The organism is Kaistia dalseonensis (assembly GCF_030814715.1).
Classification (GTDB): Bacteria; Pseudomonadota; Alphaproteobacteria; order Rhizobiales; family Kaistiaceae; genus Kaistia; species Kaistia dalseonensis.
On record NZ_JAUSVO010000002.1, the window covers coordinates 105,782 to 119,544 of the forward strand.

The following is a 13,763-nucleotide window of genomic DNA, read 5'->3' on the forward strand; positions in this document are numbered from 1 at the left end:
GTCCGGTCTGGTCTTGGTCAGTTGAACTCGTTGCCGCGTTTTCTGGCTGGGCCAGTGCCGAACCTCAGTGGGCTCTCCTCGCCCGCAAAAAAGCGCGCGGGACGGAACTCGGAAAGATCGGGGTGCTGGCGTCCGAAGACGACTTCTTCGGCGACGGCCTTGCCGAGATAGGGCGCCAGTGTCACGCCGCTATGCGTGACCGCCAGATAGTATCCCGGTGTTTGTGGGAAGGCACCGACGCAGGTCAGGCCGTCGCCAGCCGGGATGGGCCGCATAGTGGTCCGTATCGCTTCGATTTCCGTCATGGCCAAGGCTGGAAGATATCGGGCCGCTGCATCGAGCAGCGCGCGACCTTCCGCACCGGCGGGATCCAGTCGCTTCTTTTCAAGAAGCGTCCGATCCACTGAAACCTTATGGATCATGATGCGCCCCGCTCCGTCCGGGCGAACGTCGAGATCCTCGGCATGAAACTGCCGCCGAAGCGTCGTCGCAACGGGTAGCGTGAAGGCGACGATGCCGACGGTCGACGCCATGGGAACGATCGGCGCCCCATCGATCGGGTCTGCCGACCAACTGCCGGCACAATTCACCACGGCATCCGCCACGACGTCATCGCCATTGTCGAGGCGCACGCCGGTCACCTTGCACGCATCGGTCCTGAGGCCGGAGACCCGCGTCCCCGTGTGCAGGGCGACTTCGGCGCGGGCGTTCGCCGCGCGCAGCAGCCATGCGACGTAGAGCGCGGGGTCGACCCAGCCCTCCTCCGGATAATAGAGGATCGGCGCGCCGTTCACGGCCTCGACGTTGATATCCGGCTCCAATTCCTTGACTTTGCGGGGCTCGATCCACTCGACGCCATAGCCCCATTCCTTCATCTGACTGAAGTTTTCGCGCTGGTCGACCTGGCTTTGCGGGCTCGTCCACCATTCGAAGCTGCCGGTCTGGTTGAACCAGGGCGCCTGGCCGAATTCGCGCGCCAGATCGAGATGCGAACGCATGCCGGCAACATTGAGCGAAAAATACGATCGAGGGGCCTTTCCGTTGGCGTTGGTCCAGGCAAAGCTTGCGGTGGAGGCGCCTCCGGCGGCGCCCAACGCCTCGAATACGGTGACCTTCGCACCCGTCTTCGCCAACTCGTAGGCGACCGATGCTCCGACAATACCTGCGCCTATAACCACGACGTGCATGTTGATGTCACGATCCCCGTTCAACTCGCTGGCAGGACCTTATCGCCGCAGGCAGAAGCCGGCACATGACAAGTCGCAGCAAGCTGGCGCGGCGAGGTTATGAACTTCCGGCGATCCAGTGCGCGAGGTCACCTACGCCGCTGCCGATGCGGCGATCCCGGCGTCGACCGTATTCATGTAGCTGCGGGTCTGCTGGATCAGATAGTCGGTGAAAGCGTCCGCGATGGACGATTCGATCACGCCCCATGGCCGATAGACGCTCAGATTGAGGTCGAGATGGGGACGGAAGTCGCGGATCTCGATCGGCAGGTCGCGCGCCATCCAGGCCGAGAGACGATCGACGACCGTCACGCCGCCTCCGGCGGCAACGATGCCGATGCAGGCACTGGAGAGGCTGACTTCTGTCTTGAGCGTCCTGGTCACGTCATTCTCGTCGCAGAGCGCATCAAGCTGCAGGCGCATCGGATCCCCGGACGCCATCGAGATGAAATCGAGCCCGTCGAGGTCGTGCACCTGGACCAGCTTCAGCCGCGACAGCGCATGCCCCCTGGGCATAACGCATACCGGCGGCGTCGAGGTCAGCGAGCGGCGCGATACGGAGGGTGTATCGTCCGCCGAAGTAACGCCGATGCCGATGTCGATCTGGTTGCGGCTCGCTCGCTGCAGCACGGTGATCGAACTGCGAATGTCCAGCGAGATCGAAACCGTCGGATGAAGCTTCGAGAAGTCGGCGACGACGGACGGCAGCAGGGTCAGTCCGAACGCCGGCAATGCGCAGATCTTCAAGCGTCCGTTGCGCAGTTCCCTAATATCGCGGGCCGCGACCGAAATCCCCCGCGCCGACTCGAAGACGCGCTGGACCTCAGCGTACAGCATATGTGCCTCCGGCGTCGGAACGAGACGCTGGCGGTTTTTCTTGAAGAGCTGGAATCCGGCCTTGTCGGTTAGCTGCACGAGCGTCTTGCTAACCGCGGGCTGGGTTATGTTGAGCGCATCGGCCGCCTTGGTCGTCGTCCCGTGCAGCATCACCGCGGCAAACACCTCGATTTCGCGCGGGGTGAAATCCCGATCCGTCGCCATTAGGTGCATTCCCCCGGTCGCAAAACGCCATGTCCGTCCAAAGCGGATCCTATCCGCTCCGGACTCGCGGCGCCAAGGGATGCCTTCTTGATCCGGATATCGCTTTCCCGATGGCTCAATACGCCATGGTGAGTTGCTTCGTCTCGACCTCATCATAGAGGTGACAGCGGACTGAGCGGCCGGCCTCGATCCACTCCCGAGGCTCCAGCTCCGCGCAGGTCTCGAACGCATTCGGGCAGCGTGTCCGGAAGCTGCAGCCGCTCGGCGGCGCGAACGGACTGGGCAGATCGCCCTTCAGAACCGTTCGCTCGCGATTGCGCTCGATATCCGGGTCGACATGGAGGATCGCCGATGTCAGAGCGTGGCTGTAGGGATGCAGCGGCTCGGCATAGAGTTCGGCGCTCGGACCGCTTTCGACGATGCGCCCGAGATACATGACGTTCACCCGGGCGCTCGCCTGCCGGACGATCGACAAATCATGCGCGATAAGGATGATCGCGACCCCCAGATCGTCGCGCAGGCTGAGGAACAGGTTCATCACCTGCGCCCGGAGCGACATGTCGAGCGAACTGACCGGCTCGTCGCAGATCAGCAGCTTCGGCTCGGCCAGTAGCGCGCGCGCAATGCAGACACGCTGACGCTGCCCGCCCGACAGTTCCCTCGGACGCCTTGTCAGGATGCCCGACGGCAGATTGGTCGCGATGAGAATCTCGCTGATCCGCGCTGCGCGGGCGCGCGGGTTTCGCTCGCCCTTGATGATAAGGGCCTCGTCCAGAGCGGAGCCAACCGTCTGTCGCGGTTCGAGCGCGGCCAGCGGGTCCTGGAAGATATACTGCAGATTTCGCCGCGCCTGTCGCTGGCGTCCCCCTGGCAGCGAAAGGATATCGACGCCGTCGAAAATGATCGATCCCGACCGGGCGTGCTCGAGACCGACGATCGTCCGGCCGAGTGTCGACTTGCCGCAACCGGATTCCCCGACCAGGCCGACAATCTCGCCCTCATCGACATCAAGAGAGACGTGGTTGCAGGCTCGATTGACGCCGCCAGTATCGGCATCCCTAAATTCGACCACGAGATCTTTGACCGTGAGCAGGCTCATCGCGCAAACTCCTGACCGCTGGGGCTGACCGGTGTTGTGATCCAGCAGGCGGCTTTGTGGTCACCCCCGGCGGTCGCCAATCTGGGCGCGTCCAGCCTGCATTCCGGCTGGACGAGCACGCAGCGGGGTGCAAAGGCGCAGCCAGCCGGCGGAGTGCTGAGGTCGGGCGGCGAGCCTGTCAGGCCGGTGAAGCGACTGCCGACTTCGGCGTCCGGAGCCGGCACAGCGGCCAGCAGCGCTCTTGTATAGGGATGCCGGGGCCGCTTCAGCACGTCGCGCACCGTTCCAATCTCGACGATCGTGCCGGCATACATGACCGCCACCCTGTCGGCGATGCGCGCCACGACGCCGATATCATGCGTCACCAACACCATGGCCATGTGCAATTGCCTTTGCAGCCTCGCCAGCAGTTCCAGCAACTGGGCCTGAATGGTGACATCGAGCGCGGTCGTCGGTTCATCGGCAATCAGCAGTTCGGGATCGCCGGCAATCGCGATGGCGATCATGACGCGCTGGCGCATGCCACCCGACATCTGGTGCGGGAACAGACGCAGGCGACGATCCGGCTCAGGGATGCCCACCATCGTGAGCAATTCGATGGCCCGCGCGCGGGACGCGTTGGGGTCGAGGCCGAGGCGAAGCCGGAGCACCTCTTCGATCTGTGGTCCGATGCGACGATTGGGATTGAGGGCGCTGAGCGGGTCCTGAAACACCACACCCACCTTGCGACCGCGGATCTGCATCATCCGCTCTTCGCTCGCCACGGCCAGGTCCTCGCCGGACAATTCGACGGAGCCGCCGACGACGGCGCGCACGCCGCCAGGGAGCAGTCCGAGCGGGGCGAGGTTCATCACGGTCTTGCCGCTGCCGCTCTCGCCAACGATCGCCAGCGCCTCGCCACGGCCGACGTCATAGCCCGCATCGGTCACGGCGCGAACGGTGGCCGTTTCTGTGAACAGCAGCACCGAGAGGCCTTTCACGCTGAGGACGGGCTGGTCGGCCGGTCGCATGGCGGTTGTCGCTTCTGCACGGGACGCGGTCATGGTGGGGCTCATGAGACGAGGAGCTTTCGGGCGTTTGCCAACCGCGTCCGCAAGGCTCGGCCGGAAATGGCGCGCGGCGCGTCAAGCGAGGCCAGGCGTTCACCAAGATAGTTGAAGCCGGCGACAGTGAAGGTGAGAGCCAGGCCGGGCAACACGACCTGCCGGGGGCTGACGTCGAGATAAGGCATCGCGTCGACGAACATCTCGCCCCATTCGGACATCGGCGGCTGAATGCCCAGCCCGAGAAAGCTGAGCGTCGCGACGGCGAGCGCCAGAACGCCGGCATCGACCGAGGCGTAGACGAGGATCGAGCGGAGCGCGGCGGGTAGCAGGTGGAAGGCGATGAGCCTCGTCCGCGACGCTCCGAGCACCCAGAGGCTCTCGATATGCGGCTGATGGACGGTGGCCACCACGACGCCGCGGGTGATCCGCGCATAGCTCGGGATCCAGGCGATGGTCAGCGCGGCGACCATGTTCCAATAGCCCAGTCCAAAGATGCCGATCATGGCCAGCGCGACAATCAGCGACGGAATGCTCAGCATGAAGTCGGTGATGCGCATGATGATCTCGTCGATCCACCCGCCGACATAGCCCGAGATAGTGCCGATCACGACGCCGATGAACATTGCGAGCACGACGACGACGGCAACAGCGACGAGTGTGGTCTGTCCGCCCGCAATCAGCCGGCTGAGCGTATCGCGACCAAGATGATCCGTCCCGAGCAGGTGCTGCGCCGAGAAACTCTGGTTCGCCGACATCAGGTCCTGCGCGTTCGGCGGGTAGGGTGTCAGATACGGCGCGAACAGCGCGAGCATCAGGTAGGTCGCGATGATCAGGATCGCCAGCCACCCGAGACGTCGGGCGAAAGTGGACGTCGTTGTGAGCCAGGCGCCCATCAGGCAAGTCCTTTCTGACGCTGCTTGGGATCAAGCGTCACGGAGATCAGATCCACCGACAGATTGACCAGGATGAAGAAGATGCAGAAGACGAGCAGGCATGACTGCAGCACCTGATAATCGCGGAAGCGCACAGCTTCGACGAAATAGGCGGCGATTCCCGGCCAGGCGAAGATCGGCTCGATGACGAGTGCAGCCTGCACCATGAAGGCGAAGTGCATGGCGAAGGCATTGATCGTCACAGGCAGCGCGTTGGGAACGGCGTCATGCATGAGAATGCGCCGGCGCGACAGGCCCTTGCTGATGGCCGTGACGACATATTGCCGGCTCATCTCTTCAGCCAGCGCCACCCGCGCCACCCGGCTCAGGATTGAGCCCGGGATGATGCCGATGGAAATGCAGGGCAGGATCCATGACAGCGGCCCGCCAAATCCGTAGGTCGGGAGCAACCGGAAGGCGACGCCGAACGTATAGATGAGAAGCGCCGCGACGAAGAACTTTGGCGCGGACGCCCCGACCAGCGACAGCACATGGATTATGCGGTCGAAGATGGAGCCCGGAACGAGCGCACCGAGGAACGCCAGTCCAGCCCCCATCACGAGGGCGAACAAGCCGCCCCCGATAATGAGGGTCACGGTCGGCGGCGCGCGCTCGATCAAGGCCTCGGCGACTGGCTGACCCGTTCGCAACGACTCGCCGAGATCCCCGCTGAGGGCCCTCCCCGCCCAGTGCAGATAGCGCAGCGGCAGGGGGTCGTTCAGACCATATTCCACCTCGATTTGCCGCACGATCTCATCCGAGACGGTCGACGACCGCATCTCGGCGATCACGCGCGCGACGTTGCCCGGGAATGCCGTCACGATCGAAAAGCACGCGATGGATGCAAAGACCATGAGGACCAGAGCGCTCAGAAAACGGCGGAGGACAATCCTGGACATGGTCAGGCCAGAACAATGCCCTTGTCGGGCATCTCATATTCGGTCGTCGGGAACACAAAGGTGGCGACGCGCTCCGTGTGAGCCCAGATGCGCTTGGCGTGGTAGATCGGACAGATCGCGTGATTGTCGCGCAGCCAGTCGAGGACCGCCTGGTAGGCGGCCGCCCGGTCGGCTTCATCGGCTGCCAGCGCCTTGAGGATCAGCGGATCGAGGTTCTTTGCATCCACGAACATCTTGCCGTCGGTCCCCGACGTGAAGGTGCTCAGGAAGAAGATCGTTATCGAACCATGTGGATCGTAGGGAGCGCCGTTGGTGATGAACAGCGACATGTCGTATTTCATGTTCGGAATGTCATCGTGGCGTGTCACGTGATCGACCTGGCGGATCGATACTTGAAAGCCCGCCTCGTTGAGCTGGCTCTGGATCACTTCCGATAGCGCCCGCGATCCTGGGACCGCATCTTCCGAGATCACCAGTTCGAGCGCCAGCGGGACGCCATTCTTCTGGCGCGTGCCGTCCCCCGTCCATCCCGCGGCCTCGAGCGCCTGCTTGGCCGCCTCGACATTGCGCCCCGGAACCGGTTCGCGCCTCCCGGCGTAAGGCACGCTCGGGGGAAAGAGGTTGACGGTGGGATCGGCATAGCCGGCCATCACGACCTTGGCGATCGCCGCCCGGTCGAGGCAGAGCCCCGCCGCCTCGCGCACGGCGGGGTCCTTGAGAATCTCGCGGGTCGGGTTGAAGCCGAGGACGATCGTGTCGGTTCCCATGTCGGTGACGACGGTGATGCCGGGCGCTGCCTTCAGCGTCTCGGCCTCCTGGGGCGAGATCTTCGCGGCGAAGCTGCCGCCCATCATGTCCAGTTCGCCGGCGCGCATCGCGGCGACGCGGCTGCGGCCCTCCGGGATGACGGGGATGGACAGGCGGTCGTGATCGGGCTTGTCGCCCCAGTACTTGTCGTTGCGGACGAGTTCGGAGCCGTTGGCATTGCTGTTGACGACAACCCAGCGGCCGGTTCCGACCGGCTTCACATAGTTGCCAGCGGCGTCTGCCGATGCAGGGCTCAGGAAGCGCATCGGGTTGATCGTGGTGAGTTCGATCAGAGCCGGCGGCGCCGCCGCCTTGAGCTTGATGCCGATCGTGGTGTCGTCGATCTTGCGCATGGCCTCGAAATTGGCCGACACGCTCAGCCAGCTATGGTCGCTCTGGCCGATCCAGTGCTTCAGGTTCCACAACGCCGCATCGGCATCGAACGGCGCACCATCGCTGAAGACGACGCCCTTGCGCAGGTTGAACACGTAATCGAGGCCGTCGTCGCTGACCGTCCACGATTCGGCGAGCGCCGGCACGATCTTGCCGCCCGGCCCATAGCTGACGAGCGGATCGTAGATCAGCGACGAGACGACCCACAGGCCGCTATACTTCCACGGATTGAGATCATTCGCTTCGCGGGCGGTCGGGACCCGCAATGTCCCGGTGCCGGCGCTCTGCGCAAACACGCTCGTGGAGCTGAAGATCGCCGGGGCAACGGTACCGGCCGCCAGGGCATGGAGGAGGAAGTCACGTCTGTTGAAGGAAGCCATCTTTGTCCCCTTGGCTCTCGCGATATCGCACCGTTCGGCACGTTCCCATTCGCGGGCCCTTTCATGCAGTTGATGACACTGTGACTTGTGCAGCAAATGAGGAAGGCGCGGCACATTGCCTGATTAGGTTATGAACTTGCAGACCTGTCGCTTAGCGAGGCGGCAGCATGCTCGGATGCAAGGCAGCCGGGCTCGGCGTTGATGCGTGAAAGACCGAATCCGGTGCCGTTATGCCGGCAGCAGCTCGATCAGCCAACCGGCTCCTTCGGCGAGATCGGCGAACTCGCCCGGCTCGATACGAAGCGCGTCCTCTGCCGCAAGGACAGCGGACTGCTGATCAGACGTCGCGATGCCGTCCATCCTCGCCACCGAGAAAGCCTCGACCGGCCGCGAGCTCTACGACGGCGCCGTGCGCGGCGGTGCGCAGGCGGCAGGCCGCGGAACCGGCACCATCGAGGCGGGCGATTGGGCGGATCTCGTCGCCCTCGACATCACCGCCGTCGACCTTGAAGGTCGCCAGGGCGACGAGCTGCTGGACAGCTACATCCTTGCCGGTGACGACCGAACGATCCGCGACGTATGGTCTGCCGGCCGCCACCTCGTGCAGGCCGGCCGCCACGTCAATCGCGAACCCATCGCAAGCCGCTACCGGCAGGCGATGGGTTCGCTCAAGGGCCGTCTACGACCGAACTCGATACGATCTCCTGGCGCAACATCCAGGCGGAATTGCTGCGCCGGATCTATGAGCGGGAATGGCCGCCGGGCCATCTACTGCCGAACGAAACCGACCTGGCCGTCGAGTTCGGCTGCGCGCGCCACGGTGAACCGTGCCATGCGCGAACTCGCCGCTGCCGGCCTCATCACTAGCCACCTCGGCCTTGAACGCGATACGCAGATGCTGCATCTGACCGCAATGCACTTCGCCGACAATCACCCTTTCCTGCACGAGGACCGCTGGATCCATCTCGCCGCCGTCCCGGAGGCGCGCAAAGTCGACTTCGCGGCGGTCAGCGCCAATGAATGGCTGATCCTGAATGCGCCCTGTAGCGCCAGCGATATTGCCCTGTCCGCCAAGAACGCCGACCGCGCGCTCGGCGAGCTGCTCGGCACCGAAGAAGGGGCTGCGCTTTTCGTCGTCGACCGGATCACCTGGGACAAGGGCGTGCCGATCACATCGGTTCGCCTCTCCTATGCGCCGGGCTACCGGATGAACGCGCGGATCTGACCGCGACTGCCGTCACGGCGCCAGTTTTTCGAGCAGGTCGAATAGCCGGACGATATCCCGCTCTTCATTGTAGACATGGGGCGTAACCCGCATCTTCGTGCCGCGGATCGTCACGATCGCCCGGTTCTCCTTCAATTGGCGAACGAGATTCGGATGATACCGGTCGCCGAGCTCCACCACCGCGATATGCGGGGCACGGACATCGACAGCGGGGCCGCCGAAACCGCGACGCTCGGCCTCGCTCCAGATCAGCCGGTTCAGAAAGGTCAGCCGCTCGAAGACAGACGGCACGCCCCAGCCCTGCAGCAGTTCGAGCGCGTCAATGGCGATCGGGAGAACCGCGAAGTCGGAACGCTCGCCCATGTCGAAGCGGCGGGCACCGGGAAGGTAATCCGGCATGGTCTGCAGATAGAAATCCGGGCGATCGCCGCCCTTGCGGTTCCAAGAATGGAACTCGATCGGGCGGCCCGTCTCGCCCCAGGCCTTGTCGGCATAGAGGAAAGCGAGGCGGTAGGGGCCGAGCAGGAACTTGTAGGTCGCAAACGCCAGGAAATCCGGCCGGACGCGCATCACGTCGAACGGGACCGCGCCGACCCATTGCGTTCCATCCATGACCAGGGAGGCGCCGGCGGCGCGCGCCGCCACGGCGACGGCCTCGATGTCGACGCTCATGCCTTCGAACCAATGCACGATCGTGCCGCAGACGACGGATACCGGCGCGTCGGATGTCTCGATCGCCCGCACCAGCGCCGAAGCCCACGTCTCATCGGGCCGCCGCGCGGCCTGAACCACGCGCGCGCCCTTCTGCGCCGCCAGCTCGTACCAGGCGTAGCGATGCGAGGTGTGCTCGTTCTCCATCATGATGATGACCGAGCCCGCCGGAACCGGAACATTCGAAGCGGCAACGGCAATGCCATAGCTCGTCGCCGGAATGACGGCGATGTCGTCGGCGCTCGCCCCGATGAACGAGGCGGCGAGTTCGCGCGCCCGCTCGACCTCGTCGTAGTAATTGCCGATCGTCATGTCCCATGGCGCGGCCTTGACCAGCACACCCCGACCGCCCGCCTCCACGGCACTCGTGGGAATTGGCGACATGTAAGCCGCATCGAGATAGGTGACGTCGTCCGGGATCGAGAAGAGATGTCGCTGGCTGGCGAGCATGGCAAACCTCACAGGGGAACGTCGACGCCGAGGCCGAGATCCTTGGCTTTCTGATAGATGAAATTCGCGAGTTCGATGTCCTCTGCAGGAACGCCGAGCGATCGATAGAGCGTGATTTCCGCCTCGGAACTCCGGCCTCGCACCGCGCCGTTGAGCACGGCGCCGATCTCTCCGACGATGTGCGAGCTCTCAATGAGGCCCTGCGACAGCGGCTCGATCAGATCGGACGCCGCCACCATCGCCATGGGCCGATAATCGACCCAAATGCTCGAGCGGGTCACGCAGGCGAGATCGATTTCCGCCAGGCCGGCAACGCTGGCGCCGACGGCATTCACATGCGTGCCAGGGGACAGCCACTCGCCTTCGAGCACCGGAAGGGCCGAGGACGTAACGGTGCAAACGATATCGGCACCGTCGACCGCGAGCCGCGCGGTGGGCATGGCGACCGTTGGAAAGCCCACGGCGCTTTCCGCTTCGGCGAAGCGCGCGGCCTTCTCCGCGTTGCGCCCCCATACGCGGACGCGGGTGATCGTCCGAACCAGCGAGATCGCTGCGATGTGACGCTTAGCCTGCTCTCCGTAGCCGATGACGGCCAACTCGCAGGAGTTCTCTCGCGCCAACGCCCCCGTCGCGACGGCCGTCGCCGCAGGCGTCCGCAACCCGGTGATCGCGGTGGCGCCGATCAAGGCAACCGGCTCCCCCCTCTCCCGGTCGAAGAGCAACACGCCGCCCTGATGCGACGGCATGCCGTGCTGGAAGTTCCGTGGATATACGGACTGCACCTTGGCGCCGAAATACGGGCTCTCGTCGAGCGATGCGTACATCATCGACAGGCAGGTTCCGGGATCGCCCGAGAGAGCGAGGGTGCGCCGGATGTCCTGGCGAGCTGCGCCGCTCGACGTCTTTCGCAAGGCGGCCTCAGCCAGAGCCAAGGCCTCGCCGGGGCTGACCAGCGCTTCGACCGTGGCCCCATCAATGACCAGCAGCCGGGTCGCGTGGCTGTCGATCCGGGGAGATGACATGGGCATTGTTGACCTAGGTGATTGGCAGATTCCGGCGATCATAGAAGCACTGAACAGCGCTTCTTCGGGCGCGAAACTTCATAACTCGCCGCGTCTAGTTTTCGCGGTTATTTCATGAGGCGGGCCGCACACGCCGATGCTCCTTCATAACCAAAGGCGACCCGCGACGCCGGCCAGGTTATTTGACCGACCCGTCCGTTCCCCCGATCCTGCGCCGGCCCAATACCGGCTGGAGTGAGATCGTGGCTATCCAACGCATTGAGAAGACGGCGCGGCTCAGCCGAGTGGTGATCCACGAGCGCGTGGCGTATTTTTCCGGCCTGACCGCCGACGACCGGCAACAGGATGTCGTCGGCCAGACCCGCCAAATTCTGGCGAAGACCGACGTCTTCCTCGCGCAGATTGGTTCGGATCGGTCCCGCCTTTTGAGCGCAACGATCTGGCTGCGCGACATCGACGATTTCGACGGGATGAACAGCGTCTGGACCGAATGGATCGACAAGGACGAACCCCCGGCACGAGCCACGGTCCAGGCCGTACTCGGGCTGCGCGACATCCTCGTCGAAATCCAGTTCACCGTGGCGCTGGCAGCCGCCTCCACACCCGCGACGACGATCTAGGCCTGCGGCCAATTCAGGCTTCTCAATCGTCCATTTGACGAAAGCTGACGTTGTGAATTAACGATAATTCCTAAGTACGATGCCGCATATTCGTGATCTACGCTTCATACGAGGCAATTATAGTTATTTAATCTATACGTATAAATGATCTCATTACGTATATATCACAATAATACTATTGCAAAACCATGAAATTAAAGATCCTAAACGATTTCATCGTCATAAGTTAAATCTAAAGAACTTGGATTATCTAGTTGCGGCCTCAGATCACGGCTCTTTCCGCAAAGCTGCGATTGCTCTGCAAGTTCGAGAATCCGCGATTAGCCGTCGTATTCGAGACATCGAAGATCAGATCGGCGCGTCTCTGTTTCTTCGGCGGCCCGACGGTGTGAGTCTGACCTTGGCGGGTCAACGTTATCTCGCCCGAGTGCGCCGGACTCAAAATCCGGTTCCGAAAGGAGTGTCGGTTCGATTCCGACTACCCGCACCATCATCTCCAGATTGATCGCCTCCCGAGGACGGATCGCCTGTTGACCGGGGCGGACCGATATTCCAGCCCGCCGAGGTGGCGGAAAGATCAATTCATTGAATAGCAGAAATCGCCTGAACGCGATTGGTCGCGGGATTCGGCTCTGATATCGGGGAAGGATGTCCACGACCACGAAGACTTCCCTTCTATTCGTCCTGATCGCCAGCGGAACCGTTCTCGGAATTGCCGGGACCGATCTGGTTCTGCCGGCCGTCCCGAGCCTGCCGTTGCAGCTGGGAGGAAGCGTCGAGACCGCGCAGTTCGTTCTTGCCGCCTATGCCTTCGGCACGCTGATCGGACTTCTCATCTTTGGCGAGCTCGGCGCGCGACTAGATCCATGCAAACTGTTCATGGCGTCGCTGGCCCTGTTCGGGGCCGCTTCGCTGGCGGCGTCGGCATCGCCTTCAATCGAGTGGCTGATCGCCCTGCGCTTTGCCCAAGGCGCCTTCGGCGCGGGACCGGCCGTCTTCGCGCCCGGTTTCATCCAGGGCCTCTATGCACAGGACAAGGCCGCTTCCGCCCTGGGACGGCTCGGCTCCATCGAATCCCTGGCGCCGGCGCTCGCGCCGATTGCCGGGGCCTATCTGCTGGAGCTCGGAGGCTGGCGACTATCCTTCGTCCTCCTGGCGGTGCTCTCGGTGCTCATAGGCACGGCCGTATTCTCGCAGCGGCGCCAATTCCCCCGACCGACGCGCGTGCCTCACGGTCATCACAGCTATCTCGCCATTCTGAGAAATCGCGAATTCATCAGCTATGCGTCGAGCCAGGCTCTTTCGCTCGGAGGTTTGCTGGTCTTCGTCTTCGGCGCTCCGGCCGTATTGACCGGCCCTCTCGGCAAGGGGATCGCCGCCTTCGTCGTCCTGCAGGTCTTCGGTATCGCGGCCTTCATTCTCGCTGCCAACTCATCCGCGTGGGTGGCCCGCACGTTCGGCACGTTGCGGACGATCCGGTTCGGCACGGCGATCATGCCGCTCGCGTTCCTGGCAATCCTCGTCTACGCGCTCGGCGATGGAAGCAGCCTCTATGTTCTCGTCCCGATCTGGATGGCAGTGAACCTGGGGTTCGGCATTCGCGGACCGATCGGGTTTCATCGGGCGATCACGACCGCCCGCGGCGATCATTCGCGGGCCGCCGCCATCATCGTCGCGGCGATCCTGGGCATTGCCGGCCTTGGAACAACGCTCGTCGCTCCGTATATCGCCGTCGGTCTCTGGCCACTGGCGATCGCGGGCACGACACTTTCGGCCATCGGGCTGCTATCGCTGCTGCCTCTCCGAGAGGGTCGTTGAAGCGCCGCCCCCTTTTTTGAGGCGTCCGCCCATGGTCACATCCCCGGCCGCCGCGTCATTCGCCGGGGACATGGCGGCTCGCCGGCTGACGATC

The 13,763-nt window shown here is 63.7% G+C and carries 14 protein-coding genes; 4 read left to right on the top strand and 10 right to left on the bottom strand.

The window, feature by feature from the left end; genetic code table 11:
- Positions 1–17: 17 nt before the first annotated feature.
- The 8 genes from QO014_RS06695 to QO014_RS06730 form a co-directional block, all read right to left on the bottom strand.
- Positions 18–1,187 (bottom strand): NAD(P)/FAD-dependent oxidoreductase, encoded by a 1,170-nt coding sequence (locus QO014_RS06695; protein WP_266347902.1) that lies wholly within the window; start codon positions 1,185–1,187, stop codon positions 18–20.
- A gap of 132 nt (positions 1,188–1,319) precedes the next feature.
- A complete protein-coding gene (locus QO014_RS06700; RefSeq protein WP_266347903.1) occupies positions 1,320–2,423 on the bottom strand; it encodes a LysR family transcriptional regulator in 1,104 nt (367 codons plus the stop codon).
- Positions 2,383–3,366, bottom strand: a complete 984-nt coding sequence (locus QO014_RS06705) for an oligopeptide/dipeptide ABC transporter ATP-binding protein (protein WP_266347905.1) — start codon at positions 3,364–3,366, stop codon at positions 2,383–2,385. Before QO014_RS06705 ends, QO014_RS06700 begins: the two co-directional genes overlap by 41 nt.
- On the bottom strand, positions 3,363–4,409 hold the full coding sequence (locus QO014_RS06710; protein ID WP_266347906.1) for an ABC transporter ATP-binding protein: 1,047 nt from the start codon (positions 4,407–4,409) through the stop codon (positions 3,363–3,365). Before QO014_RS06710 ends, QO014_RS06705 begins: the two co-directional genes overlap by 4 nt.
- Before the next feature lie 8 nt (positions 4,410–4,417).
- On the bottom strand, positions 4,418–5,305 hold the full coding sequence (locus QO014_RS06715; RefSeq protein ID WP_266347907.1) for an ABC transporter permease: 888 nt from the start codon (positions 5,303–5,305) through the stop codon (positions 4,418–4,420).
- Positions 5,305–6,243, bottom strand: a complete 939-nt coding sequence (locus tag QO014_RS06720; RefSeq protein ID WP_266347908.1) for an ABC transporter permease — start codon at positions 6,241–6,243, stop codon at positions 5,305–5,307. Before QO014_RS06720 ends, QO014_RS06715 begins: the two co-directional genes overlap by 1 nt.
- Before the next feature lie 2 nt (positions 6,244–6,245).
- Positions 6,246–7,823, bottom strand: a complete 1,578-nt coding sequence (locus tag QO014_RS06725; RefSeq protein ID WP_266347909.1) for an ABC transporter substrate-binding protein — start codon at positions 7,821–7,823, stop codon at positions 6,246–6,248.
- A 228-nt stretch (positions 7,824–8,051) separates the two neighbouring features.
- The gene (locus QO014_RS06730; RefSeq protein WP_266347910.1) at positions 8,052–8,183 is read right to left on the bottom strand and encodes a hypothetical protein; all 132 of its coding nucleotides are present in this window, start codon (positions 8,181–8,183) and stop codon (positions 8,052–8,054) included.
- On the opposite strand from QO014_RS06730, the gene QO014_RS06735 reads away from it, so the two are divergent.
- Positions 8,173–9,048 carry a UTRA domain-containing protein gene (locus QO014_RS06735; RefSeq protein WP_307257729.1) on the top strand — a complete coding sequence of 292 codons (876 nt, stop codon included), beginning with the start codon at positions 8,173–8,175 and terminating at the stop codon, positions 9,046–9,048. The two genes, QO014_RS06730 and QO014_RS06735, sit on opposite strands and share 11 nt — an antisense overlap.
- Positions 9,049–9,060: 12 nt before the next feature.
- Here QO014_RS06735 and QO014_RS06740 read toward each other — a convergent pair whose 3' ends face one another.
- Both QO014_RS06740 and QO014_RS06745 read right to left on the bottom strand, forming a co-directional pair.
- Positions 9,061–10,209, bottom strand: coding sequence for an aminotransferase class V-fold PLP-dependent enzyme (locus tag QO014_RS06740; RefSeq protein ID WP_266347914.1), 1,149 nt, complete (start codon positions 10,207–10,209; stop codon positions 9,061–9,063).
- Between the two features lie 8 nt (positions 10,210–10,217).
- Positions 10,218–11,273, bottom strand: coding sequence for an ornithine cyclodeaminase family protein (locus QO014_RS06745; RefSeq protein ID WP_266347915.1), 1,056 nt, complete (start codon positions 11,271–11,273; stop codon positions 10,218–10,220).
- 140 nt (positions 11,274–11,413) lie between these two features.
- Between QO014_RS06745 and QO014_RS06750 the strand changes: the two genes are divergently transcribed.
- The 3 genes from QO014_RS06750 (at position 11,414) to QO014_RS06760 (ending at position 13,669) form a co-directional block, all read left to right on the top strand.
- Positions 11,414–11,851, top strand: coding sequence for a RidA family protein (locus QO014_RS06750; protein WP_370877109.1), 438 nt, complete (start codon positions 11,414–11,416; stop codon positions 11,849–11,851).
- A 241-nt stretch (positions 11,852–12,092) separates the two neighbouring features.
- Positions 12,093–12,356, top strand: a complete 264-nt coding sequence (locus QO014_RS06755; protein WP_266348598.1) for a LysR family transcriptional regulator — start codon at positions 12,093–12,095, stop codon at positions 12,354–12,356.
- A gap of 143 nt (positions 12,357–12,499) precedes the next feature.
- Positions 12,500–13,669 (top strand): MFS transporter, encoded by a 1,170-nt coding sequence (locus QO014_RS06760; RefSeq protein WP_266347916.1) that lies wholly within the window; start codon positions 12,500–12,502, stop codon positions 13,667–13,669.
- The last annotated feature ends 94 nt before the right edge of the window (positions 13,670–13,763 follow it).

Bases quoted from the DNA above. Each gene is read 5' to 3' on its own strand.
- QO014_RS06695 (WP_266347902.1), bottom strand. From the start codon at position 1,187: ATGCACGTCGTGGTTATAGGCGCAGGTATTGTCGGAGCATCGGTCGCC.
- QO014_RS06700 (WP_266347903.1), bottom strand. From the start codon at position 2,423: ATGATGAGGTCGAGACGAAGCAACTCACCATGGCGTATTGAGCCATCG.
- QO014_RS06705 (WP_266347905.1), bottom strand. From the start codon at position 3,366: ATGAGCCTGCTCACGGTCAAAGATCTCGTGGTCGAATTTAGGGATGCC.
- QO014_RS06710 (WP_266347906.1), bottom strand. From the start codon at position 4,409: ATGACCGCGTCCCGTGCAGAAGCGACAACCGCCATGCGACCGGCCGAC.
- QO014_RS06715 (WP_266347907.1), bottom strand. From the start codon at position 5,305: ATGGGCGCCTGGCTCACAACGACGTCCACTTTCGCCCGACGTCTCGGG.
- QO014_RS06720 (WP_266347908.1), bottom strand. From the start codon at position 6,243: ATGTCCAGGATTGTCCTCCGCCGTTTTCTGAGCGCTCTGGTCCTCATG.
- QO014_RS06725 (WP_266347909.1), bottom strand. From the start codon at position 7,823: ATGGCTTCCTTCAACAGACGTGACTTCCTCCTCCATGCCCTGGCGGCC.
- QO014_RS06735 (WP_307257729.1), top strand. From the start codon at position 8,173: ATGCCGTCCATCCTCGCCACCGAGAAAGCCTCGACCGGCCGCGAGCTC.
- QO014_RS06730 (WP_266347910.1), bottom strand. From the start codon at position 8,183: ATGGACGGCATCGCGACGTCTGATCAGCAGTCCGCTGTCCTTGCGGCA.
- QO014_RS06740 (WP_266347914.1), bottom strand. From the start codon at position 10,209: ATGCTCGCCAGCCAGCGACATCTCTTCTCGATCCCGGACGACGTCACC.
- QO014_RS06745 (WP_266347915.1), bottom strand. From the start codon at position 11,273: ATGATCGCCGGAATCTGCCAATCACCTAGGTCAACAATGCCCATGTCA.
- QO014_RS06760 (WP_266347916.1), top strand. From the start codon at position 12,500: ATGTCCACGACCACGAAGACTTCCCTTCTATTCGTCCTGATCGCCAGC.